The following is a 21,260-nucleotide window of genomic DNA, read 5'->3' as shown; positions in this document are numbered from 1 at the left end:
GGGCTTCGCCGGAAAAGCAGCCGAACTCAGAAGTCCATGCCACCCATGCCGCCGGACGGGTCGGCCGGAGCGGCGGAAGCCTTCTCCGGCTTGTCCGCGACGACAGCCTCGGTGGTCAGGAACAGCGCCGCGATGGAAGCGGCGTTCTGCAGCGCGGAGCGGGTGACCTTCGTCGGGTCCGGCACGCCGGCCGCGAGCAGGTCCTCGTACTCGCCGGTGGCGGCGTTCAGGCCGTGGCCCTGCGGGAGGGACTTGACCTTCTCCGCCACGACGCCGCCCTCGAGACCGGCGTTGATCGCGATCTGCTTGAGCGGAGCCTCGACGGCGACCTTGACGATGTTCGCGCCAGTGGCCTCGTCACCGGTCAGCTTCAGGCCCGCGAAAGCGGCCTCGGCAGCCTGGATCAGGGCCACGCCACCGCCGGCGACGATGCCCTCTTCCACGGCGGCCTTGGCGTTGCGCACCGCGTCCTCGATGCGGTGCTTGCGCTCCTTCAGCTCGACCTCGGTCGCGGCGCCGGCCTTGATGACGGCCACGCCGCCGGCCAGCTTCGCGAGCCGCTCCTGCAGCTTCTCGCGGTCGTAGTCCGAGTCGGAGTTCTCGATCTCCGCGCGGATCTGGTTGACGCGACCCTGGATCTGGTCGGCGTCGCCAGCACCCTCGACGATGGTGGTCTCGTCGCGGGTGATGACGGCCTTGCGGGCGCGGCCCAGCAGCGACAGGTCCGCGTTCTCCAGCTTGAGGCCGACGTCCTCGGAGATGACCTGGCCGCCGGTCAGGATCGCGATGTCCTGCAGGATCGCCTTGCGGCGGTCGCCGAAGCCCGGGGCCTTGACGGCGACGGACTTGAAGGTGCCGCGGATCTTGTTGACGACCAGGGTCGCCAGGGCTTCGCCCTCGACGTCCTCGGCGATGATCAGGAGCGGCTTGCCGGACTGGATGACCTTCTCCAGCAGCGGCAGGACGTCCTTGACGTTGGAGATCTTGGAACCGAAGAGCAGGACGTACGGGTCCTCCAGCTCGGCTTCCTGGCGCTCCGGGTCGGTCACGAAGTAACCGGACACGTAGCCCTTGTCGAAGCGCATGCCCTCGGTGAGCTCAAGCTCGAGCCCGAAGGTGTTGCTCTCCTCGACGGTGACGACGCCTTCCTTGCCGACCTTGTCCAGCGCCTCGGCGATCAGCTCGCCGATGGTGCGGTCAGCGGCCGAGATCGAGGCGGTAGCAGCGATCTGCTCCTTGGTCTCGATCTGGACGGCGGCCTTGTGCAGCTGCTCGGTGATGGCCTCGACGGCCGCCTCGATGCCGCGCTTCAGCGAGATCGGGTCGGCGCCGGCCGCGACGTTGCGCAGGCCCTCGCGCACGAGCGCCTGGGCGAGCACGGTGGCGGTGGTGGTGCCGTCGCCCGCGACGTCGTCGGTCTTCTTGGCAACTTCCTTGACGAGCTCGGCCCCGATCTTCTCCCACGGGTCCTCGAGCTCGATCTCCTTGGCGATGGAGACACCGTCGTTGGTGATCGTCGGCGCGCCCCACTTCTTTTCGAGCACGACGTTCCGGCCCCGCGGGCCGAGGGTCACCTTGACGGCTTCGGCGAGGGTGTTCAAGCCGCGCTCAAGACCGCGGCGGGCGTCCTCGTCGAACGCGATCAGTTTGGCCATTGCGGTGTGGTCCTCCGGTATTGGGCGCTACCGCCGCGCTGTCTCCAGCGGCGGCAGCAGGACACGTCCTCGGCCAGGCTCGGTGCCCGCGACGGACGACTGACCGGTGGGTCAGCCTCACCGTCCCGACCTTCAGGCAGGCGGTCGGTGACCGCTCGCCTAGCACTCGACGGCGTCGAGTGCCAATGCCGTGTTTAGCACTCTCCGGGGTCGAGTGCAAGGAGCGCAGGTCAGCGTCGGTGCGCTTCCGCAGCAGGTCGGCCGGGTCAGTGGCTCGGCTGGATGTGGATCGACGACGGCGGCGGGCGCAGCGACGACGGACCGGCCGACTTCGAGCCGCCGGGACCGACCGGGATGTTGGGAGCCGAGGACGCCGGAGCGGTCCCGCCGGTGCCGTTGTCGTCCCCGCTGAAGAGGAAGATCCCGCCGACGACGAGCCCGGCCACGACGAGCAGGCCCAGCGCGATCCACAGCCACTTCAGGCCGCCGCTCTTGGGCTGTTTTTCGAACGCGCCCGCGCCGCCCGCCGGGGACGGCGGGCGCAGCCGCATCGGGTCGCCGAAGGCCTGGTTCGGATGGCCCTGCTGGTTGGGCTGGGCGGGGTAGCCGGGCTGGTTCGGGTAACCGCCGTAGCCGGGCGGCGGGCCTTGCTGTCCGGGGCCGGGCTGGCCCGGATAGCCGTTGTAGCCGGGCGGGGGGCCTGCCGGGGGTTGGCCGGGGTAGCCCTGTTGGCCGGGTTGGCCAGGCTGACCGGGCTGGCCGGGCTGGCCGAGTTGTGGCTGGCCGGGCTGCCCGGGTTGCTGCTGACCGGGCTGTGCTGGATAACCGGGCGGGGGCTGGTTGCCGTAACCGGCGGGGCCGCCGTAGCCGCCTTGGGCCGGGTATCCCGCTTGCTGGCCGGGCTGTTGGCCGGGTTGCGGAGCGCCCCAGCCGCCGGGGTTGCCCTGGCCGCCCTGGCCCGCGGCTCCGGGGCCGCCCGGCTGGGCGCCCGGTCCACCGGGACCGCCTGGCCCAGCAGGTCCACCGCCGCCGGGTCCGCCAGCACCGGCGGGACCGTTGGCGCCAGGGCCGCCCTGTCCGCCAGTTCCAGGTCCGCCGGGTCCGCCAGGTCCTTGCTGCATGCCCGCCTCCGGAAGTCCGTTCGGCCGGGCGGGGCCCGGCGGGGTGTCCGACGTCGCGAGCGGGCCGAGCGCGACCCTGGCCGCGGCGATCATCGCGACGCAGTTCGGGTAGCGGTCGTTGGGGTTTTTCGCCATGCCCTTGCGGATGACGTCGTCGACGGCGGCCGGGAGCGCGACCACGCTCGCCACCGACGGCGGTTCCCCGCCGAGGTGGCCCTTGATGACGGTGGGGACGTCGCCGCGGAACGGCGGGTTGCCGGTCAGGCAGGCGAACAGGACGCAGGTGAGGGCGTACTGGTCGGTGCGACCGTCGAGCGGTTCGCCGCGCAGGTGTTCCGGGGCGGCGTAGGTGGGCGAGCCGAGGAAGTCGCCGCCGCGGGTGCGGTGGCCGGTGGCGCCGCGGCGGGTGAGGCCGAAGTCGGCGACGTAGACGTGCTCGCGGGAGGTCTCGCGGCTGGTGACGAGGACGTTGGCCGGTTTGACGTCGAGGTGCACGAGGCCGTGGTTGTGCAGCGTGTCGAGGGCGTCGGCGACCTGGTCGAGCAGGCTGAGCGCGCGGGACGGGCTGATCGGGCCCGCGGACATGAGGCCGGCGAGGTCGCCGCCGTCGACCATCCGCATGGCGATGTAGAGCATGCCCTCGAGTTCGCCGAAGTCGTACAGCGGGACGACGTTGGCGTGGTCGATCGCGGAGGTGTTGCGGGCCTCGTCGACGAACCGTTCGCGGAACTCGGCGTCCGCGCCGAGGTGGTCGCCGATGACCTTCAGCGCCACCTTGCGGCCGAGCCGCGTGTCCGTGGCCTGGTAGGTCACGGACATGCCGCCCTTGCCGAGCACCGAGTCGATGCGGTAGTGGCCCAGCTGGCGACCGGTGAGGTCCCCCGACACATCGCCTGTCACGCAGCGCAGCTTAACGCGCCGGTATCCGCTGCCACTGCCGGTTCGCCCAACCGGTCAGCGGACCTGCCTCGCTAGACCTTGCGGACGTCCGCGGCCTGGCTTCTGCCGTCGCGGCCGGACTGGACTTCGAACTCCACGCGATCGCCCTCGTCGAGGGTGCGGAATCCGTCGGCCTGGATGGCCGAATAGTGGACGAAGACGTCCGGACCTTCGGGGGATTCGATGAACCCGTAGCCCTTTTCCGAGTTGAACCACTTGACGGTGCCGACTGCCACGGCGCCCTCCCTCGGGACAAGAATCCGCTGTCCATCAGCGTGCGAAGTGGAGTTCACGCTACCGGAATCAGCGCTCCCGGCAATGGGGTAATCGGCAGATTCCCCTTACGCCTGCGCTGCTCGCCGATTGCGCGATTGGACGAGCACGGTTCCCGGTCCGGCGAAATCGAGGACGAGTCCTTCGCCCGTGCGCAGCGATTGCGGACCGCTCGGGTCGAGAGCGCGCAACCGGCATTGCACGGTGTCGGGATAGGCGAGGAGATAGTCCGGGCGCACGGTGACGATCTCGCCGCGGCCGAGGTCGAACGAGTCGACCGGACCGGGCGCGGTGAGCAGGAGCGGGCCGCGGCCGCTGTAGTGCTCGAGGAACCCGGAATCGGCGCCGAACAACTGCTGCAGCGGGGCCCAGTTCTGGTCGACGCGGACCGTGCTCGGCCGGGCGAGGACGCCCTCGCGGTGCACCGACCAGCCGGTGGACCCGGTGAGTTCGAGCGGGTAGACGTCGCCGGGCCCGAGCGGGGCGAGGTCGACCCAGCCGCCGTCGGCGGGCGCGGTGAACACCGAACGACCGCCCTTGCGGCCGCGGTTCTGGTTCGTCTCGGCCACGTTGAAGCTGCTGGCCAGCAACGATTCCGCGGCCGCCTGCACGGCTTCGCCGGGGGCGAGCAGCACGCGGGCGACGCCGAACCCCGGCGTGTGCCTGGTGTGGACGCGCATGTCAGCGGGGCGTCGCGAGCGCGGCGCACCCGGGCTGGTTGCGGACCAGAAACTGCATGAGAACTCTCCCCGTACTCCCCGGCTTGTGCCGGGAGAGTGTTGCACGACGGGCAGCAAGAGGGAGGATGGTCCGCGTGATCTCTGTCGACGCCTACCGCGAGACCGTGACCGAACTGCTCGGCCGCGCGCCTGTTCGTACTGTTCCCGTCGCTGATGCGGCCGGGCTCGTCCTGGCCCGCGACGTGCTCGCCGGGGTGGCGCTGCCGCCGTTCGACAACTCCGCGATGGACGGGTACGCCGTGCGTGCCGCGGACGTCGCCGACGTACCGGTGACGCTCCCAGTGGCCGACGACATCCCGGCCGGACGGGTCGACGTCAAACCGCTCGAATCGGGTACCGCTCAGCGGATCATGACCGGCGCGCCGCTGCCGCCGGGCGCGGACGCGATCGTGATGGTCGAGGACACCGACCGCGGCACGGCGGAAGTCCAGATCTCCCGCGCGGCCACCGTCGGCAACCACATCCGCCGGACGGGCGAGGACGTCACGAAGGGGACAATCGCGCTGCACGCGGGCACCGTGCTGAGCCACGCACACCTGGGCCTCGCCGCGGCGGTCGGCTTGGCGGAGCTCGAGGTGTACCGGCCGCTGTCGGTGCTGGTGGTGTCGACCGGCACGGAGCTGGTGGAAGCCCCGAACCCGTTGCAGCACGGGCAAATCTACGAGTCGAACAGCGTGATGCTGGCGGCGGCGCTGCGGGAACTCGGCTGCCAGGTCGAGGTCGTGCGCAGCGTGGTCGACGACGTGGCGGAATTCCGCAAGATCATCGAACCGCGCCTGGAAGTGGCAGACCTGCTGATCACATCGGGCGGGGTGTCGGCGGGCGCGTACGAGGTCGTGAAGGACGCGCTGACCGGGCAGGGCGTGGAATTCCAGAAGATCGCGATGCAGCCGGGCGGGCCCCAGGGATGCGGCCGGTGGAACGGCGTGCCAGTGGTGACGCTGCCGGGGAATCCGGTGAGCGTGTTGGTGTCGTTCGAGGCGTTCCTGCGCCCGGCGGTGCTGTCGGCGATGGGCCATTCGGACGTGGACCGCCGACGGGTGCGCGCGCGGTTGACGGAGGACATGCCCTCCCCTGCTGGGCGGCGGCAGTATCGACGGGGGTTCTTCACGCCGGTGCTCGGCGAGGTGACCGGGGTGGTCGGGCCGCGCGGTGGGCCGGGATCGCATTTGCTGGCGGCGTTTACGCAGGCTAATTGCTTGATTGTCTTGCCGGAGGAGGTTTCGGCGGCGTCGGAGGGGGATGAGGTCGAGGTGCTGCTGCTTTAGTGCTGGCTGGGCGGCTTTTGCTGACTCCGACTGTTTCGCGGGTGGGCGGCCTGTGCTGGCGATCGCCCTTTGACGTTCCTGCGTCAAAGGGCGCCACGCTCGCGACTCGGTGCCGCGTTTCGCCGCGCAGCAACCGGATTCTGCACGCCAGACGTTCTCCGCCGTCCAGCCCCGCGAGGAGGGGCGGACCCCCGCCCTCCTCTGGGGGACGGCCCTTGCCCAGTCTATCCGCCCCCACCGACAACCCCGGCCCCTTCGACCGGGTTGTCCACAGCAAGCGCGGCTTGGGGAAAGTCCCGCTCCCGCCTCAAAGGCCCCAGCAGCAGCACCCCCAGTGAAGCCAGCTGAACGCCCACCATCGCGAACATCGCCACCCGCACCCCGGCCGCTTGGCCGAGTGCCCCGCCCGCCAAGGCACCCAACGGGATCGTGCCGTAGTTGACCATCGACGAACTCGCGCTGATCCGCCCGTAGAGATGGCGCGGGCAGTACCGCTGCCGAAAGGTCGCGCCCAGCACGTTCGACCCCACCACTCCCGCCGCGATGCCGGCTCCGGCGAGGACGAACAGCGTCAATCCCCACCCCGGCTGGGCGAGCGGGCCGAGCAGCATCGCTGGTACCACCAGGGCCTCGCACCACAGGAAACCCCACGCCGTGCCGGTCCGTCGGGCGACTCGGCTCACCAGCGTCGCGCCTAGCACCCCGCCTACCTCGCCTAGGGCGAGCACAAGTCCGACGGCCGCCGGGCCCTGGCCCAGATCGTCGACCAGGAAGACCACGGCCACCGCATAAAAGCCGTTCAGGGCAAGGTTCGCGACCCCGCCCGACAGGACCAGGACCCGCAGGTAAGAGTCCCGCGCCACGATTCGCATTCCTTCGGCGATTTCGGTGCGCAACCGCGTTCGCGGACGCGGAGGCGGCTCGTCCGCGCGCAGGAAACCCAGGCACAGTGCGGAAAACCCGAAGCTCAACGCATCCACGAGCACACCGCTGACCGGCCCGAACGCCGAAGCCAGCAGCCCGGCCAAACCCGGACCGGCCACTTGTGCCGCGGATTCCGCGCCCTGGAGCCGGACGTTGGCTCCCAACAAGTCCGCATCGTCCACAACGGACGGAAGGAAAGCCCGATAAGCGAGGGAGAAGAAGACTTTGGCGAACCCGCCGACCAAAGCCGCGGCCAAGAGCAGCGCAAAAGAAAGAAATCCCAAAGCCCACGAAACAGGCACAGCAAGGAAAGCCGCCATCTGGATGACGTCGCAGACCAGCATCACCCGCCGTTTAGGCCACCGGTCGACCCAAGCGCCTGCAGGCAAACCCACCGCAAGCCAGGGAATCCACGCCGCCGCGGTAAGTGAAGCAACCTCGAACGTCGAGGCGTGCAGCACCAGCAAAGCCACCAACGGAACCGACGCACTGGCCACCGCGCTGCCGACTGTGCTGACCGTCTGTCCAGTCCACAAGAGACGGAACGCGGCACCCCTCACGGCTGCGCTCTGAAACCACGCCCGAACACGAAAACCGGCTCCCGTTCCGTCGAAGGATCGGCCGCTGCTTTAGCCCCGAACTCCTCGAACAGCGCGAAAATCCGATCGTTCAACTCCGCCAATTCCCCAGGCGTCAACCGCATCCACGCATCAGAGGAGAACCACGCATCACGCCATTCCTCCGACGCCGTCTCCATTTCCGAAAGCCAGCCCCGCGACAACGTCATCTGCCGATCGAGGCTCACCGTCTCCGCGACCTCCGCCACCGGATCTCCGGCGAAGTCCGAAGTGGCCCACGACAACGTGCCCGAAGGACGCCGCCACCACCGCTCCCGCCGGTCCCGCGCCAGTTCCGGCGCTTCGACCACCAAACCGGCCCCGGAAAGCACCTTCAGATGGTGGCTCACATTGCCCACCGCCTGCCCGGTCTTCTCCGCGAGCACCGACGCGGTGGCCGGGCCGTCGAGTTTCAGCACGTCCAGCAGACGGCGGCGCAGCGGATGCGACATCGCGGCCAGTACCTGGGAATCGCGGACCTCCATAACGCACAAGAGTAGTTGTACAACAACTCTTGTGCAATAGCCCGCAGGTATCCTCGCGGGCATGGGCATCATCCTGTGGATCGTCTTCGGCGCGCTGGTCGGCTGGATCGCGAACCTCGTGGTCGGCGGCCGGGAACGGCAGCGGCAGGGCTGCCTCGTCAGCGTGCTGGTCGGCGTCGTCGGGGCGGCGCTTGGCGGCTTCATCTACCGGCTCGCGACCGGTGAGCAGCAACACTTCGAGTTCGATTTCCCGAGCTTCGGCGTCGCCATCCTCGGCGCCATCGTGCTGCTGCTCGTGTTGCGGCTGGTCAGCGCGGCGACCGCGAGCCGGCGCGATCGTGACCGTTGGTAACGGTTTCCCGACGATCTGTCAGAACACCTGGGCGACGGGCTAAACTGATCCGTTCCGCGCCCGGGTGCGTGCTTCGTCGGGGGACGCATGCACCCGGGCCGCGTCCCGCACGAGCCGAACAGCGTGAACAGGGTCGACGAGCTGGGGAACGGGCACCGAGAGGACATCCCGGCGCCAGTCGCGCAACAGCCGCGCGAGCAGATCGGGTACCGCCATCGTCTCCCTCGCCAGGTCGGCCCGGGCACCGGTCCCGAGCGGCGTCAACTACCCGGTGTTATCGGATTGTTCGACGCGTCGTTACCGGTTTGTGGTCGCGCCCACCCGCGCCGGGACAACCCTTACGACCAGGGGCCGCCCGGTCCGCCGCAAGCGGGCGGTAGCGTGGGGAAGCCCAAATCGGACCCTTACACCGACCGAGACGAACAGCGGGGAACTCGACCCATGAGCGGCCAGCCCACCGGTAACCCCCTCGCGCACGCTGTCCAGCTGGCCCGCGAGACGTTCCCGCCGATGCACCCGGCTGGACGGCCGTTCCTGTTCGGCGGCCTCGCCGCGACGTTCGTGCTGCGCCGGTTCTCCAAGCGCCTCGGCGTGGTCGGCGCGCTCGCCACCGCGGGCATGACGGCGTTCTTCCGCGAGCCGAAGCGCGTGCCCCCGGTGCGCGACAACGTCGCGATCTCGGCCGCCGACGGCACCGTCTCGCTCATCGAGGAAGCGGTCCCGCCCGCCGAGCTCGGCCTTCCCGCCGAACCGCGGATGCGGGTGAGCGTGTTCCTGTCGGTCTACGACGTGCACGTCCAGCGCACCCCGGCGGCGGGCGTGATCTCGAAGGTGGCGTACAAGCCGGGCAAGTTCCTTTCCGCGGACCTCGACAAGGCGAGCGAGGTCAACGAGCGCAATTCGCTGGTGCTGCACACCGTCGACGGCCACGAGCTCGTCGTCGTGCAGATCGCCGGACTGGTCGCGCGCCGCATCCGGTGCGACGTCCGCGAGGGCGACAAGGTGTCCGCTGGCGAGACCTACGGCATCATCCGCTTCGGCTCGCGCGTCGACACTTACCTGCCGCCGGGCAGCCGGGTCGTGGTGGCCAAGGGCCAGCGGACCGTCGGCGGCGAAACCGTGCTCGCCGAACTTCCTGCGCAGGGAGAAAGCTGACCATGGTCCGCGTGACCACCCCGGGCGTCCGGCTGCTGCCGAACGCGATCACCGTGCTCGCGCTCTGCGCCGGACTCTCCTCGGTGCAGTTCGCCCTCACCGGCAACTACGCGATGGCGATCGGCTCGATCGGCATCGCCGCCGTCCTCGACAGCCTCGACGGCCGCATCGCCCGGCTGCTCGACGCGACGTCCAAAATGGGAGCCGAGCTCGACTCGCTGTCCGACGGCATCTCGTTCGGCGTCGCGCCCGCGCTGGTGCTCTACGTCTGGCAGGCGCACGGCGACCGCATCGGCTGGGTCGCGTCACTGATCTTCGCCGTCTGCATGATCCTGCGGCTCGCCCGCTTCAACACGCTGCTCGACGACACCGACCAGCCGCCGTACGCCGCCGAGTTCTTCGTCGGCGTGCCCGCGCCGGCCGGCGGGCTGGTCGCGATGCTGCCGCTGATCGCCACGCTGCAGTGGGGCGAGGGCTGGTGGTCCGAGCAGTACGTGGTGCTCATCTGGACCATCGCGGTCGCCGCGCTGCTGATCAGCCGCATCCCGACGCTGTCGCTCAAGACGGTGAAGGCCCCGGCGAAGGCGATCGCGCCGCTGCTGGTGGGCGTCGGTCTGCTGGCCGCCGCGATCATCGTGTTCCCGCTGGCGGCGCTGGCGGTCGCGCTGGTGCTGTACCTGCTGCACATCCCGTACTCGGTCTACCGGCACCGCTGGCTCGCCGCGCACCCGGAAGCCTGGGAAGTGCCGCCGCGCGAACGCCGTGCGATCCGCCGGGCCCGCAGCCACCGACGGCTGCGGCTGCGCCCCGCCTCGGGCCGAGTCGCCGGTGCGGCGATGCGCGCGGTGCGGCGCACGAACTCGGACCTGGTGCGGACCCGCAATCTGCGCGAACGGGACCACAGCTCGGCCACGTCCGGACCTACGCAGCGGCGGCGGAGCTGGCGTCGGATCGGCATCCGGCGCCGGTAATCCGGCCTCGTCAGATCCCAAACACAGCACGGACCACAGACTCAGCACCGTCGATCTCGATCATCCCGAGCGCACGGGCGTCGTCGAGTGCGAGCGCGCCCGCGGCGAGGCCGAGGACGCAGGCCGGATCAGCGCGGACGGTGGCGTCGAGATCGCTGCCGTCCCGCGGGCCGACCTCAAATCCCGACCGCGTCGCACGGAGCTGGAAAGGCGCACCGCCGACCTCGATGCCCACCGTCGCCGCGACTCGGATCTTGCCCCGGGCGTCGAGCAGCGCGGGAAGCGCGAGGGCAAGCCATTCGGGACGGAACGAGTCGCCCTCCGGGCCGCGAGTCATCAACGGAGCGGACCAGCGGATCAGGCTCTCGATCGGTTCGCGCAGCTCGGTGCCCCACGGCGTGAGGGCGTACTCGACCACGCTGCCCTTGTCCGCCAGCCGCCGTTCGAGCACGCCCGCGGTCTCGAGGTCGCGGAGCCGGTCGGCGAGCAGGTTGGTCGCGATGCCCGGGAGCCCGTCGATCAGGTCCCGGTAGCGCGCGGGGCCGATCAAGAGCTGGCGGACGATGAGCAGATTCCACCGGTCGCCGACGATTTCGAGGGACCGGGCGAGCCCGCAGTACTGGCCGTAGCTGCGCATCATTTCCTCATGCTTGACAATCTCAAGTACGCTTGGCTTCCTCAAGCATAGCGTCGAGGGGTCCGAGATGGCTGAGAGCGCACGGCCCGCCTGGGTCGACGACGATCTGTTCCCGTTCAAGAGCCGCTTCGTGGACATCGACGGGCACACCGTGCATTACGTCGACGAGGGCTCGGGCCCCACGCTGCTGCTCCTGCACGGCAATCCGACCTGGTCATTCCTCTGGCGCGACGTGATCAGCGCCCTGCGGGAAGACTTCCGCTGCGTCGCTCTCGACTACCCGGGTTTCGGGCTGTCGACCGCGAAGCCCGGCTACCGCTATCTGCCCGAGGAACACGCCGACGTGGTCACCGGGTTCGTCGACGCGCTCGATCTCAGCGGCGTCACCCTGGTCGGCCAAGACTGGGGCGGCCCGATCGGCCTCGCCGCCGCGGAGCGTCGACCGGACGCCTTCGACCGACTGGTGCTCGTCAACGCCTGGGCCTGGCCGGTCAACGGCGACCCGTACTTCGAGGCGTTCGGCCGGATCGCGGGCGGGCCGCCGATCCGGTTCCTGGCCCGGCAGTTCAACCTGGTCGTCAAGGCGTTCCTCCCGATGGGTCACCGGAAGCGGAAGCTGACCGCGGCCGAAACCGCCCACTACCGCCGCGCGATGGACACGCCCGAACGGCGCCAGGCGTCCGGCGTGCTGCCTCGCCGACTCCTCGCCAGCCGAGCTTTCTTCGCCGAGGTCGAGGCCAACCTTCCCGACCTGCCGACCTTGATCGTGTGGGGCAACGCTCAGATCGGCTTCCGGCCGCGGGAGCGCGAACGCTTGGAAGCGTGCTTCCCGAACCACCAGACGGTGGCCCTCGACGGTGTCGGCCTCTACGTGGAGTCAGACGCACCCGATGAGTTCGTCGCCGCGATCCGCGACTGGTCGGCAACGCGGTAAGCGGCCTTTCGTTCGCGCATAACCGCCCGCCGGTTCATTAGGGTGAGCAGGGTGAGCGATCCGCAGATCACCCTGACCGTCCGGCACACGCCGTCCGCGCTCGACGCGCGGCGGGGGGTTGTCCGGCTGCACCCGGAAGTGCTCGACGCACTCGGCCTGCGAGCCTGGGACGCCGTGCACCTCACCGGCGCGCGGCGCAGTGCCGCGTTGGCCGCGCCTGCCGCCGAGGAGGCGACGCCGGGGGTCGTGTTGACCGATGACGTCACCATGTCGAACCTCGGCGTCGCGGAGGGCGGCGAGGTTGTCGTCTCGCCAGCAGAGGTGACTGCTGCCCGCACGGTCACCGTGTCCGGGTCTCGGCTCGCGTCGGTTTCGGTGTCTCCGCAGACGTTGCGGCTCGCGCTCACCGGCAAGGTTTTGACCCGTGGCGACGCGGTTTCCCTGCTGCCGCAAGACCTCGCGCCCGCGCCGGGCTCGGACGTCGCCGCCGTGCGTGGGCAGCTGTCCCGCGTGATCGGGGCGACCTGGACCAACGAACTGCTGACCGTCACGGCGACGGAACCGGCTGGCGTCGTCGTGGTTGGACCGTCCACTGTGGTCAGCTGGCGGGACGGCGCCCGCACGGGCACGCCGACCAGCGAACCGCCGACGCGCTCCGCGACCGCGCTCGTTCGCACCACTGCTGTCACCGCCGCCGAGGACTATCTCGAAGCGGAGATCGTCGAAGAGGTCGTCACCGAGGCCCGCGAGGAAGAGCTGGACGAGCCGGTGCCGGTCGCCGATCTGGTCGGAGCCGAGGGCGCGGCACGCAAGCTGGCCGAGTGGTTCGATCTGGCGTTCCACCGGCCGGAGCTGCTGGCGAAGCTGGGTACTTCCGCGCATCTGGGCGTGCTGCTGTCGGGACCGGAGGGCGTCGGCAAGGCGACGCTGGTGCGGGCGGTCGCCGCGGCGGAGAAGGTGCGCGTGGTGTCGGTGACCGCGCCGAATATCGCGGTTCTGGAACCGAATGCGGCACATCGATCGCTGCGCGAGGCCATCGACCGGGCCGCGGACGGCGACGGTCCCGGCGTGCTGCTGATCAACGACATCGACGCGCTGCTCCCGGCAACGCAGCCGCCGCCGGTGGCCACAGTGGTCCTGGAGGAACTGCGCGCCGCGCTGCGCCGGGACAGGCTGGCTGTGGTCGCCACGACCGCGCGGGCCGAGTCGGTGGATCCGCGGCTGCGCGGGGCCGACCTGCTCGACCGCGAGCTGGGCTTGCCGCTGCCGGAAGCGAAAACCCGCGTCGAACTGCTGCGGATCCTGCTCCGCGACGTGCCGGTCGAATCCGGTGCCGACCTGGGCGTGCTCGCCGAACGGACCCCCGGTTTCGTCGCCGCCGACCTGCTCGCCCTGCGCCGCGACGCGGCGTTGCGGGCCGCGCTGCGTCAGCGGGACGTGGACGAACCCAAGATCTCCCAGCAGGACCTGCTCGACGCGCTGGCCACCGTCCGGCCGATCTCGCTGTCCACTTCGGACAACCTGGCCACCGGCGGCCTGACGCTGGACGACGTCGGCAACATGACGTCGGTCAAGGAAGCGCTCACCGAAACCGTGCTGTGGCCGCTGCGCTACCCGGACTCGTTCGCCCGGCTCGGCATCGAACCGCCGCGCGGCGTGCTGCTGTACGGCCCGCCCGGCGGCGGCAAGACGTTCCTGGTCCGGGCGCTCGCCGGCACCGGCGCGCTGAACGTGTTCGCGATCAAGGGCGCGGAACTGCTGGACAAGTGGGTCGGCGAATCGGAACGCGCGGTCCGCGACCTCTTCCGCCGGGCCGCCGACGCCGCCCCCTCGCTGATCTTCCTCGACGAGATCGACGCGCTCGCCCCGCGCCGCGGCCAGTCGTCCGACTCCGGCGTGGCCGACCGCGTGGTCGCCGCGCTGCTCACCGAACTGGACGGCGTCGAGCCGATGCGCGAGGTCGTCGTACTGGGCGCGACGAACCGGCCGGAACTGGTCGACCCGGCGCTGCTGCGACCCGGGCGGCTGGAGCGGCGGATCTACGTCCCGCCGCCGGACGCCGAATCCCGCGCCGCGATCCTCGCCGCGACGGCGAAGCACACCCCGCTGGCGTCCGATGTGGACCTCGCGGCCACCGCGGCGGCACTGGAGGGCTACTCGGCCGCCGACTGCGCCGCGCTGATCCGAGAGGCCGCGCTGACCGCGATGCGCGAGTCGCTGGAGGCACGCGAGGTGACTGCGGCGCATCTGGACAAGGCACGCGAGGCGGTGCGGCCCTCGCTGGACGCCGCGCAGCTGGCGACGCTGGAGGCTTACGCGCAGGCGCAGCAGGAACGCTGAGGACGCCTCCGCGACCGAGCCGTACGTGAGGGGAACCCTGACGGAATCTGATTCCCGCAGGGTTCCCCTCACGTACCTCGAGCGCAGCCGAGCGCCGGGCGCGGCAGACATGACAAAGCCCGCGCCGTGGCGCGGGCTGTCACGAACCGGGTCAGCTGCCCTGGTGGCCGCCGGGCTGGTAGTCCTTCGTGATGATCACTATGACGCCCGGGCTCGAGTTCTGGATGCCGTCGAACCGGGGCTGGGCCTGGAAGCCGAACTCCTTGGCCAGCTGTTTCGCGGCGGCTTCCTCGTCGGTGCCGGGCCGGAAGTAGGCCGTGGTGGTCGGGATGTTGCCCTGCGAGTAGTTGCCGACCTCGGCGACGTTCCAGCCCGAACCGCGGAAGTCGGCGGCGGCCTGTTCGGCGAGGTGCTTGATCAGCGAGTTGTTGTAGACCCGAAGGGTGACCCACTTGTTCGAGGCCTGCTGGTCCGGACCCGCCTGGCCGGGCTGCCCTGGCTGCTGGCCCGGCTGGCCGCCGGGCTGCCCTGGCTGGCCCGACGCCGGCGCCGACGAAGCGGCGGACGACGAGGCCGGTGCCGACGAGGCGGGCGACGACGGCGCGGAGCTGGGCGCCGAGGACGAGGACGACGACGGCGCGGACGACGATCCGCCGGGTGCGCTGGGCTCGCCGGACGTGCTCGGCCCGGCGTTCTGGTCGCCGCTCGTGTTGAGCACGGTGACCCCGCCGATGACGGCGGCGACGACCGCTACCCCGATCAGCGCGACCCCCGCGGCCTTCAACGGCCGGGACAGTCCCGAGAAGACGCTCATGACAGCTCGATCCCCAACCGCCGGGCCCCGCGTTTGCGCTGACGGGCGGCGCGCGTTTTGCGCAGCCGCTTGACCAGCATCGGATCGGCCGCGACGGCCTCCGGCTTGGCCAGCAGCGTGTTCAGCAACTGGTAGTAACGGGTGGAGGACAGTCCGAAGCGCTCCCGGATGGCGTTCTCCTTCGCCCCGGCGTGGCGCCACCACTGCCGCTCGAACGCGAGGATGTCCAGTTCGCGTTCGGTCAGGCCACCGACATTCTCCGGCGGCGACGGCTGGTTTTCAGCCATCGACTCCGCGGCGTCCATGCGGTCCTCGCAATCGGTGTCGGCAGTCCTTCCGCGGGCGTCATTGAACCACGGAACCCATGCTCGACATGGGCATCCGACACGGCGCGTCACGGTCCGATCCAGGTGTACCAGAAGGGTCCGACTAAACTCGGCGTCCGTGACCGTCCACCCCATCTGCATCGCCGGCGAACCCGTGCTGCACCAGCCCACGCGCGAGATCACCGAGTTCGACGACAAACTCGCCACCCTCGTCGAGGACATGTTCGAGACCATGTACGCGGCCGAGGGCGTCGGCCTCGCGGCCAACCAGATCGGGCTCGACCTGCGAGTGTTCGTATACGACTGCCCGGACGACGAGGGCGTCGAGCACAAGGGCGTGGTGGTCAACCCGAAGCTCGAGACCTCCGAGATCCCGGAGACGATGCCGGACCCGGACGACGACTGGGAGGGCTGCCTCTCGGCCCCGGGCGAGTCGTACCCGACCGGGCGCGCCTCGTGGGCGAAGGTGACCGGCTTCGACGTCGAGGGAAATCCGATCGAGGTCGAGGGCACCGGCTACTTCGCGCGGTGCCTGCAGCATGAGACCGATCACCTCGACGGGTTCATCTATCTGGACCGGCTCGTCGGCCGCCACGCGCGCGCGGCGAAGAAGATGCTCAAGAAAAACAAGTGGGGCGTTCCCGGCCTGACCTGGCTGCCGCCCAAGGAACCCGCGGACGCCTGACCCGCGCCGAATTCCCCGAAGGCCTCCCCGAAATCACCGGGGAGGCCTTCGTTGTGCTTCGGCCAGACGGGCGGGAGGGTTGTGTCAACCCGACACCGCATGGCATCGTCGGACAAGCAACCTCAACCGAATGCAACGCGGGAGCTCGCGCCTTGGCGGGCTGAGAGGGTGGCTGGTGTCCATCTCGCGGACACCCGGCGTCACCGACCGCATGAACCTGACCGGGTAATGCCGGCGTAGGGAGTGAACGTCGTTGACGACGCTGGAAAACCAGGGTGCCATCGCCCCGTCCGTCACCACCGGGCCGATCACCGGCTCGCGGAAGGTCTACCACCGCACCGAATCCGGACTGCGGGTTCCGGCGCGGCGGATCGACCTGTCGAACGGGGAGCATTTCGACGTGTACGACACGTCCGGCCCCTACACCGATCCGGACGCGAACATCGATGTCCACAATGGACTGCACCCGCTCCGCTCCGGCTGGGCTGACGGACGGGAGCACAACACCCAGCTCGGCTGGGCCAAAGCCGGGGTCATCACCCGGGAAATGGAGTTCATCGCCGCGCGCGAACGCTGCACTCCGGAGTTCGTGCGGGACGAGGTCGCCCGCGGTCGCGCGGTGATTCCGGTCAACCGCAAGCACCCGGAGACCGAGCCGATGATCATCGGCAAGAACTTCCTGGTGAAGATCAACGCCAACATGGGAAACTCGGCCGTCTGGTCCTCTGTGGAGGAAGAGGTCGACAAGATGGTGTGGGCCACCCGCTGGGGAGCCGACACGATCATGGACCTCTCCACCGGCAAGCGGATCCACGAGACGCGCGAGTGGATCGTGCGCAACTCGCCGGTCCCGGTCGGCACCGTGCCGATCTACCAGGCGCTCGAAAAAGTCAACGGGGAGCCGGAAAAGCTCACCTGGGAGATCTACCGCGACACCGTGATCGAGCAGTGCGAGCAGGGCGTCGACTACATGACGGTGCACGCGGGCGTGCTGCTGCGCTACATCCCGCTCACCGCGCGCCGGGTCACCGGCATCGTCAGCCGCGGCGGGTCGATCATGGCCGCCTGGTGTCTCGCGCACCACCAGGAATCCTTCCTGTACACGCATTTCTCCGAGCTGTGCGAGATCCTGCGCGAGTACGACGTCACGTTCTCCCTCGGCGACGGTCTCCGTCCCGGTTCGATCGCGGACGCCAACGACCGGGCCCAGTTCGCCGAACTGGAAACCCTCGGCGAGCTGACGCACATCGCGCGCGAGCACGACGTGCAGGTGATGATCGAAGGCCCCGGCCACGTGCCGATGCACAAGATCAAGGAAAACGTGGAGCTGGAGGAAAAGCTCACCGGCGAGGCCCCGTTCTACACGCTCGGCCCGCTCGCCACGGACATCGCCCCGGCGTACGACCACATCACCTCGGCGATCGGCGCGGCGCAGATCGGCTGGTACGGCACGGCGATGCTGTGCTACGTCACGCCGAAGGAGCACCTCGGCCTGCCCAACCGCGACGACGTGAAGACCGGCGTGATCACCTACAAGATCGCCGCGCACGCCGCCGACCTCGCCAAGGGCCACCAGTACGCGCAGGACTGGGACGACGAATTGTCCAAGGCCCGCTTCGAATTCCGGTGGAACGACCAGTTCAACCTGTCGCTCGACCCGGACACCGCGCGGTCCTTCCACGACGAGACGCTCCCCGCGGAACCGGCGAAGACAGCCCACTTCTGCTCGATGTGCGGGCCGAAGTTCTGCTCGATGCGGATCACCCAGGACGTGCGCAAGTACGCCGAGGAGCACGGTCTGTCCTCTGTGGAGGCGATCGAGGCGGGCATGGCCGAGAAGTCCGCGGAGTTTTCCGAGCAGGGCAACAAGGTCTACCTGCCCGTGGTCAACCAGTGACAGTCACCCCTCGTACCGCCCTCACCATCGCCGGATCCGATTCCGGCGGTGGTGCGGGCGTGCAGGCGGATCTGCGCACGTTCTTCGCCAACGGCGTGCACGGCCTGGTCGCGCTCACCGCGGTCACGGTGCAGAATTCGCTGGGCGTGCAAGGGTTTTCCGAGATCCCGGTCGACGTCGTCACCGCGCAGATCAAAGCGGTCGCCGAGGACATGGGCGTCAACGCGGCGAAGACCGGCATGCTCGCTACCGCGGACATCATTCAGGCAGTAGCGAAAACGCTGGACGAAGTCCACATTGGACGCGCCACGGACACTCCGTTCGTGGTCGACCCGGTGGCCGCGTCGATGACCGGCCACGCGCTACTCCGCGAAGAAGCGCTGGAAGCGATCCGCACGGAACTGTTTCCGCGCGCCACGCTCATCACGCCGAATCTCGACGAGGTCCGGCTGCTGACCGGCGTCACAGTCACCGACGCGAAGAGCCAGCGCGCCGCCGCGGAAGCGTTGCTGGAGTTCGGTTCCCAGTGGGTTCTGGTGAAGGGCGGGCACCTCTACGACGCCGCCGACTGCGTCGATCTGCTCACCGACGGCTCGGCGGTCATCGAGCTGAGCGGACCGCGCATCGACACGGAGAACACCCACGGCGGCGGCGACACCATGGCGTCCGCGATCACCTCGTCGCTCGCGAAGGGCGCGGACGTGCCCACCGCGGTCGCGGAGGCGAAACGGTTCATCGAACGCTGCGTCCAGGAGGCGTATCCGCTCGGCGCCGGGGTCGGCCCGGTTTCCCCGTTCTGGCGGCTCGCGAATCCGCAGTGAATGCGACACTGGCCGGATGAGCGAGACACCGGAAGCATTGTGGGCGCGGCTGCCGCTTGAGGTGCAGCACGAGGTCGACGGCCTGGTCACCGAGCACCGCACCGCTTCGGCGGTCAAAACGATCCGCAAATCGGGTGTCACGCCGCGCCCGGGGATCGCCGAAGCGCAAGCGGTGTACGAATACCGGATGTCGGTGCTGAAGCCGCCGCCGCGGTTTTACTAATCCGACCAAAAGTAGGCCGACCCCGCAGCGGCACGTAACCGTTGCAGCGAAGTCATTCGGCCGTGGCTGTGGTCGGATTAGTAACGATCGGCACAGTAGCCGCGCGAGTCCACCGTCGGCAGCACGGTCGTGAGGCCGGTCCAATCGGACGTCACCACGGACGCGTGCTGCTTGGCCAGTTCGGCGACGCGCTGGGTCGCCTGGTCGACGGTCGGGTTGTGGTCGTCGATGGCCGGCGCGACGTTCTGGGCATCCGTCATCACCACGTAGTAGTGGTTTTCGTCGTACCAGGACATTCCGGCCTTCGCGAGCCATTCGCTCGCGTCTCCGTCGAAAACGACAAACCACGGTTTCTGCTCCGCGGTGTATTTGTCGCGCGGATCGCCGCCTGCGGCGCCGTGCACGGTCGGGAAGATCTGGACCGAATTCAGCTTCCCGGCCGCCTTCTGGTCCAGCAGGTAACGGACGTACTCGACATCGGTGTGCAGCGTGTCGGTCGGGTTTCCCTCTTCGACGGTGCCGGGGATGATCTCGGTGAGCACCTTGCCCCGCAACGCGTCCAGCGTCGGCCAGTTGTCCGCTTTGGACGCTTCATCCAGCGTGGCGTGGCTGCCGAGCAGATCCGCGGGCTTGAACACCGCGTCGCCGAGATGGTCGCGGAACGCGGCGTCCAGCTGAGCTGGGCCGAGGCCGGTATTCGCCGAGAAACCGGTCTTCATTTCGATCTTCACCGTGAGCGGCCCGCGGCCGGGATGGGCGCCGAGCCAGATCCGGATGTCGTCCAGGCACGATTCGAGGTCCTTGTTGGTCCCACCGGAGTAAAGGTCGGCCGCGGTGTGCGCGTCGACGCAGTTGTTGCCGTTGCCCAGCGGGTTGGAGTGGCTGACCTTCCACTCGTGGGTGAAGAAGTCCGGCCAGACGTCGAGTTCGAGCAGGGACGAGCCGTTGTCCAGCGCCTGCGCCAGGTACGGGTACGCGGCCGGGTCGTAGGTGTTGTGCACGCCGACCGTGGTCACGTGCGAAAGCTGGGGGCTGTCCGCGCTGGCGACCCCCGGTACCGCCAGCGTGGACAGGAGCAGGAGACCGGCCGCGGCGAGCTTCACTGATGTCTCCTTCGTCACGGGGACCAGCACGAACGTTTACTGTGCCATCGTGGTGGACTGTGAATGAAGCACAGTTGCCTCAATGGACCAGACCAGAAGTCGGAACGCGCACATGACTGAGAACCCGAGCCCGCCCTCCGCGCTCACCATCGCCGGATCGGATTCCGGCGGGGCCGCCGGGCTGCAGGCGGACCTGCGGACCTTCCTCACCTGCGGGGTGCACGGCCTGGTCGCGGTCACCGCGGTCACCGTCCAGAACACGCTCGGCGTGCACGACCGCGCCGACCTCCCGGCGCACATCGTCGCCGGGCAGATCGAGGCGGTCGCGGCGGACATGGGCGTCGGCGCGGCGAAGACCGGCATGCTCGCGTCCGCGGAGATCATTCACGCGGTCGCGGCGGCCTGCGACAAGGCCGGGATCGGGCGCGACGGCGCGATCCCGTTCGTGGTCGACCCGGTGGCCGCGGCGATGACCGGCCAGTCGCTGTTCGACGACGACGGCCTCGCCGCGCTGCGCGACGAACTCCTGCCGCGCGCCACCGTCCTCACCCCGAACCTGGACGAGGTGCGGCTGCTCACCGGCATGACCGTGACCGACCGCGAAGGCATGCACACCGCGGCCGTCGTGCTGCACCAGCTGGGCCCGAAGTACGTGCTCGTGAAGAGCGGCCACCTGCAGTCCGACCCGGAGTGCGTCGACCTGCTCTTCGACGGTTCGACGTTCGTGGAGCTGCCCGGCCCGCGCTGGCAGACGCCGCACACGCACGGGGCGGGCGACACCATGGCGTCCGCGCTCACCGCCGGGCTGGCCAAAGGCATGCCGGTCGTTGAGGCGGCACGCTACGGCAAGTGGTTCGTGTCGCAGGCCGTCGAACACTCCTACCCGATGGGCGCGAAAGTCGGCCCGGTGTCGGCGTTCTGGCGGCTGGCCCCGGAAGAGCGCTAGCTGTGATGTCCAGGGACGTTGTCCCGGGTTAAGG

General features: G+C 69.5%; 21 protein-coding genes. 11 read left to right on the top strand and 10 right to left on the bottom strand.

The window, feature by feature from the left end; all coding sequences use genetic code 11:
* Positions 1-26: 26 nt before the first annotated feature.
* The 4 genes from groL to EIZ44_RS41635 form a co-directional block, all read right to left on the bottom strand.
* Positions 27-1,655: a chaperonin GroEL gene (gene groL / locus EIZ44_RS41650; RefSeq protein WP_037807888.1), complete on the bottom strand. Its 1,629-nt coding sequence runs from the start codon at positions 1,653-1,655 to the stop codon at positions 27-29.
* A 266-nt stretch (positions 1,656-1,921) separates the two neighbouring features.
* On the bottom strand, positions 1,922-3,676 hold the full coding sequence (locus tag EIZ44_RS41645; protein ID WP_439098640.1) for a serine/threonine-protein kinase: 1,755 nt from the start codon (positions 3,674-3,676) through the stop codon (positions 1,922-1,924).
* 71 nt (positions 3,677-3,747) lie between these two features.
* The gene (locus EIZ44_RS41640) at positions 3,748-3,951 is read right to left on the bottom strand and encodes a cold-shock protein (protein WP_009083993.1); all 204 of its coding nucleotides are present in this window, start codon (positions 3,949-3,951) and stop codon (positions 3,748-3,750) included.
* A 105-nt stretch (positions 3,952-4,056) separates the two neighbouring features.
* Complete coding sequence (locus EIZ44_RS41635; protein ID WP_037807890.1) at positions 4,057-4,668, bottom strand: AIM24 family protein; 612 nt, start codon at positions 4,666-4,668, stop codon at positions 4,057-4,059.
* Positions 4,669-4,802: 134 nt separating this feature from the next.
* On the opposite strand from EIZ44_RS41635, the gene moeA reads away from it, so the two are divergent.
* Positions 4,803-5,996 carry a molybdopterin molybdotransferase MoeA gene (gene moeA, locus EIZ44_RS41630; protein ID WP_134734318.1) on the top strand — a complete coding sequence of 398 codons (1,194 nt, stop codon included), beginning with the start codon at positions 4,803-4,805 and terminating at the stop codon, positions 5,994-5,996.
* Positions 5,997-6,220: 224 nt separating this feature from the next.
* Here the strand turns inward: moeA and EIZ44_RS41625 are convergent, their stop codons facing one another.
* Together EIZ44_RS41625 and EIZ44_RS41620 are read right to left on the bottom strand one after the other, a co-directional pair.
* A complete protein-coding gene (locus EIZ44_RS41625) occupies positions 6,221-7,480 on the bottom strand; it encodes an MFS transporter (protein WP_134734317.1) in 1,260 nt (419 codons plus the stop codon).
* Positions 7,477-8,022 carry an ArsR/SmtB family transcription factor gene (locus EIZ44_RS41620; protein WP_167754443.1) on the bottom strand — a complete coding sequence of 182 codons (546 nt, stop codon included), beginning with the start codon at positions 8,020-8,022 and terminating at the stop codon, positions 7,477-7,479. The genes EIZ44_RS41625 and EIZ44_RS41620 overlap by 4 nt, the downstream gene beginning before the upstream one ends.
* A gap of 61 nt (positions 8,023-8,083) precedes the next feature.
* Here EIZ44_RS41620 and EIZ44_RS41615 point away from each other — a divergent pair, with 61 nt between their 5' ends.
* From EIZ44_RS41615 to pssA, 3 genes are all read left to right on the top strand, one after another.
* Complete coding sequence (locus EIZ44_RS41615; RefSeq protein WP_037807900.1) at positions 8,084-8,374, top strand: GlsB/YeaQ/YmgE family stress response membrane protein; 291 nt, start codon at positions 8,084-8,086, stop codon at positions 8,372-8,374.
* A 441-nt stretch (positions 8,375-8,815) separates the two neighbouring features.
* Complete coding sequence (locus EIZ44_RS41605) at positions 8,816-9,529, top strand: phosphatidylserine decarboxylase (protein WP_037807903.1); 714 nt, start codon at positions 8,816-8,818, stop codon at positions 9,527-9,529.
* Between the two features lie 2 nt (positions 9,530-9,531).
* The gene (pssA, locus tag EIZ44_RS41600; protein WP_037807905.1) at positions 9,532-10,500 is read left to right on the top strand and encodes a CDP-diacylglycerol--serine O-phosphatidyltransferase; all 969 of its coding nucleotides are present in this window, start codon (positions 9,532-9,534) and stop codon (positions 10,498-10,500) included.
* Positions 10,501-10,510: 10 nt separating this feature from the next.
* Here pssA and EIZ44_RS41595 read toward each other — a convergent pair whose 3' ends face one another.
* Positions 10,511-11,140 (bottom strand): winged helix-turn-helix transcriptional regulator, encoded by a 630-nt coding sequence (locus tag EIZ44_RS41595; protein WP_240691557.1) that lies wholly within the window; start codon positions 11,138-11,140, stop codon positions 10,511-10,513.
* A 64-nt stretch (positions 11,141-11,204) separates the two neighbouring features.
* Here EIZ44_RS41595 and EIZ44_RS41590 point away from each other — a divergent pair, with 64 nt between their 5' ends.
* Both EIZ44_RS41590 and EIZ44_RS41585 read left to right on the top strand, forming a co-directional pair.
* Positions 11,205-12,071: an alpha/beta fold hydrolase gene (locus EIZ44_RS41590; protein ID WP_134734315.1), complete on the top strand. Its 867-nt coding sequence runs from the start codon at positions 11,205-11,207 to the stop codon at positions 12,069-12,071.
* Between the two features lie 51 nt (positions 12,072-12,122).
* On the top strand, positions 12,123-14,411 hold the full coding sequence (locus tag EIZ44_RS41585) for an AAA family ATPase (RefSeq protein WP_134734314.1): 2,289 nt from the start codon (positions 12,123-12,125) through the stop codon (positions 14,409-14,411).
* A gap of 151 nt (positions 14,412-14,562) precedes the next feature.
* Here the strand turns inward: EIZ44_RS41585 and EIZ44_RS41580 are convergent, their stop codons facing one another.
* Together EIZ44_RS41580 and EIZ44_RS41575 are read right to left on the bottom strand one after the other, a co-directional pair.
* Complete coding sequence (locus tag EIZ44_RS41580; RefSeq protein ID WP_134734313.1) at positions 14,563-15,225, bottom strand: LytR C-terminal domain-containing protein; 663 nt, start codon at positions 15,223-15,225, stop codon at positions 14,563-14,565.
* Positions 15,222-15,530: a DUF3263 domain-containing protein gene (locus EIZ44_RS41575; RefSeq protein WP_037807914.1), complete on the bottom strand. Its 309-nt coding sequence runs from the start codon at positions 15,528-15,530 to the stop codon at positions 15,222-15,224. The genes EIZ44_RS41580 and EIZ44_RS41575 overlap by 4 nt, the downstream gene beginning before the upstream one ends.
* Before the next feature lie 139 nt (positions 15,531-15,669).
* On the opposite strand from EIZ44_RS41575, the gene EIZ44_RS41570 reads away from it, so the two are divergent.
* From EIZ44_RS41570 to EIZ44_RS41555, 4 genes are all read left to right on the top strand, one after another.
* Complete coding sequence (locus EIZ44_RS41570) at positions 15,670-16,236, top strand: peptide deformylase (RefSeq protein WP_043827268.1); 567 nt, start codon at positions 15,670-15,672, stop codon at positions 16,234-16,236.
* Between the two features lie 253 nt (positions 16,237-16,489).
* Positions 16,490-18,133, top strand: coding sequence for a phosphomethylpyrimidine synthase ThiC (gene thiC, locus EIZ44_RS41565; protein WP_009084020.1), 1,644 nt, complete (start codon positions 16,490-16,492; stop codon positions 18,131-18,133).
* Positions 18,130-18,954 (top strand): bifunctional hydroxymethylpyrimidine kinase/phosphomethylpyrimidine kinase, encoded by an 825-nt coding sequence (gene thiD / locus EIZ44_RS41560; protein WP_134661905.1) that lies wholly within the window; start codon positions 18,130-18,132, stop codon positions 18,952-18,954. The genes thiC and thiD (EIZ44_RS41560) overlap by 4 nt, the downstream gene beginning before the upstream one ends.
* A gap of 16 nt (positions 18,955-18,970) precedes the next feature.
* Positions 18,971-19,177, top strand: coding sequence for a hypothetical protein (locus EIZ44_RS41555; protein ID WP_134734312.1), 207 nt, complete (start codon positions 18,971-18,973; stop codon positions 19,175-19,177).
* A 77-nt stretch (positions 19,178-19,254) separates the two neighbouring features.
* Here EIZ44_RS41555 and EIZ44_RS41550 read toward each other — a convergent pair whose 3' ends face one another.
* Positions 19,255-20,280, bottom strand: a complete 1,026-nt coding sequence (locus EIZ44_RS41550; protein ID WP_134734311.1) for a phosphatidylinositol-specific phospholipase C domain-containing protein — start codon at positions 20,278-20,280, stop codon at positions 19,255-19,257.
* Between the two features lie 112 nt (positions 20,281-20,392).
* Between EIZ44_RS41550 and thiD (EIZ44_RS41545) the strand changes: the two genes are divergently transcribed.
* Positions 20,393-21,226 carry a bifunctional hydroxymethylpyrimidine kinase/phosphomethylpyrimidine kinase gene (gene thiD / locus EIZ44_RS41545; RefSeq protein ID WP_134734310.1) on the top strand — a complete coding sequence of 278 codons (834 nt, stop codon included), beginning with the start codon at positions 20,393-20,395 and terminating at the stop codon, positions 21,224-21,226.
* Positions 21,227-21,260 lie beyond the last annotated feature (34 nt).

The sequence above is a fragment of the Amycolatopsis nivea genome (assembly GCF_004522235.1).
In the GTDB taxonomy this organism is placed as follows: Bacteria; Actinomycetota; Actinomycetes; order Mycobacteriales; family Pseudonocardiaceae; genus Amycolatopsis; species Amycolatopsis nivea.
Note: the sequence above shows the minus strand (reverse complement) of the source record. Positions and strands in the feature narration are given on the sequence as shown.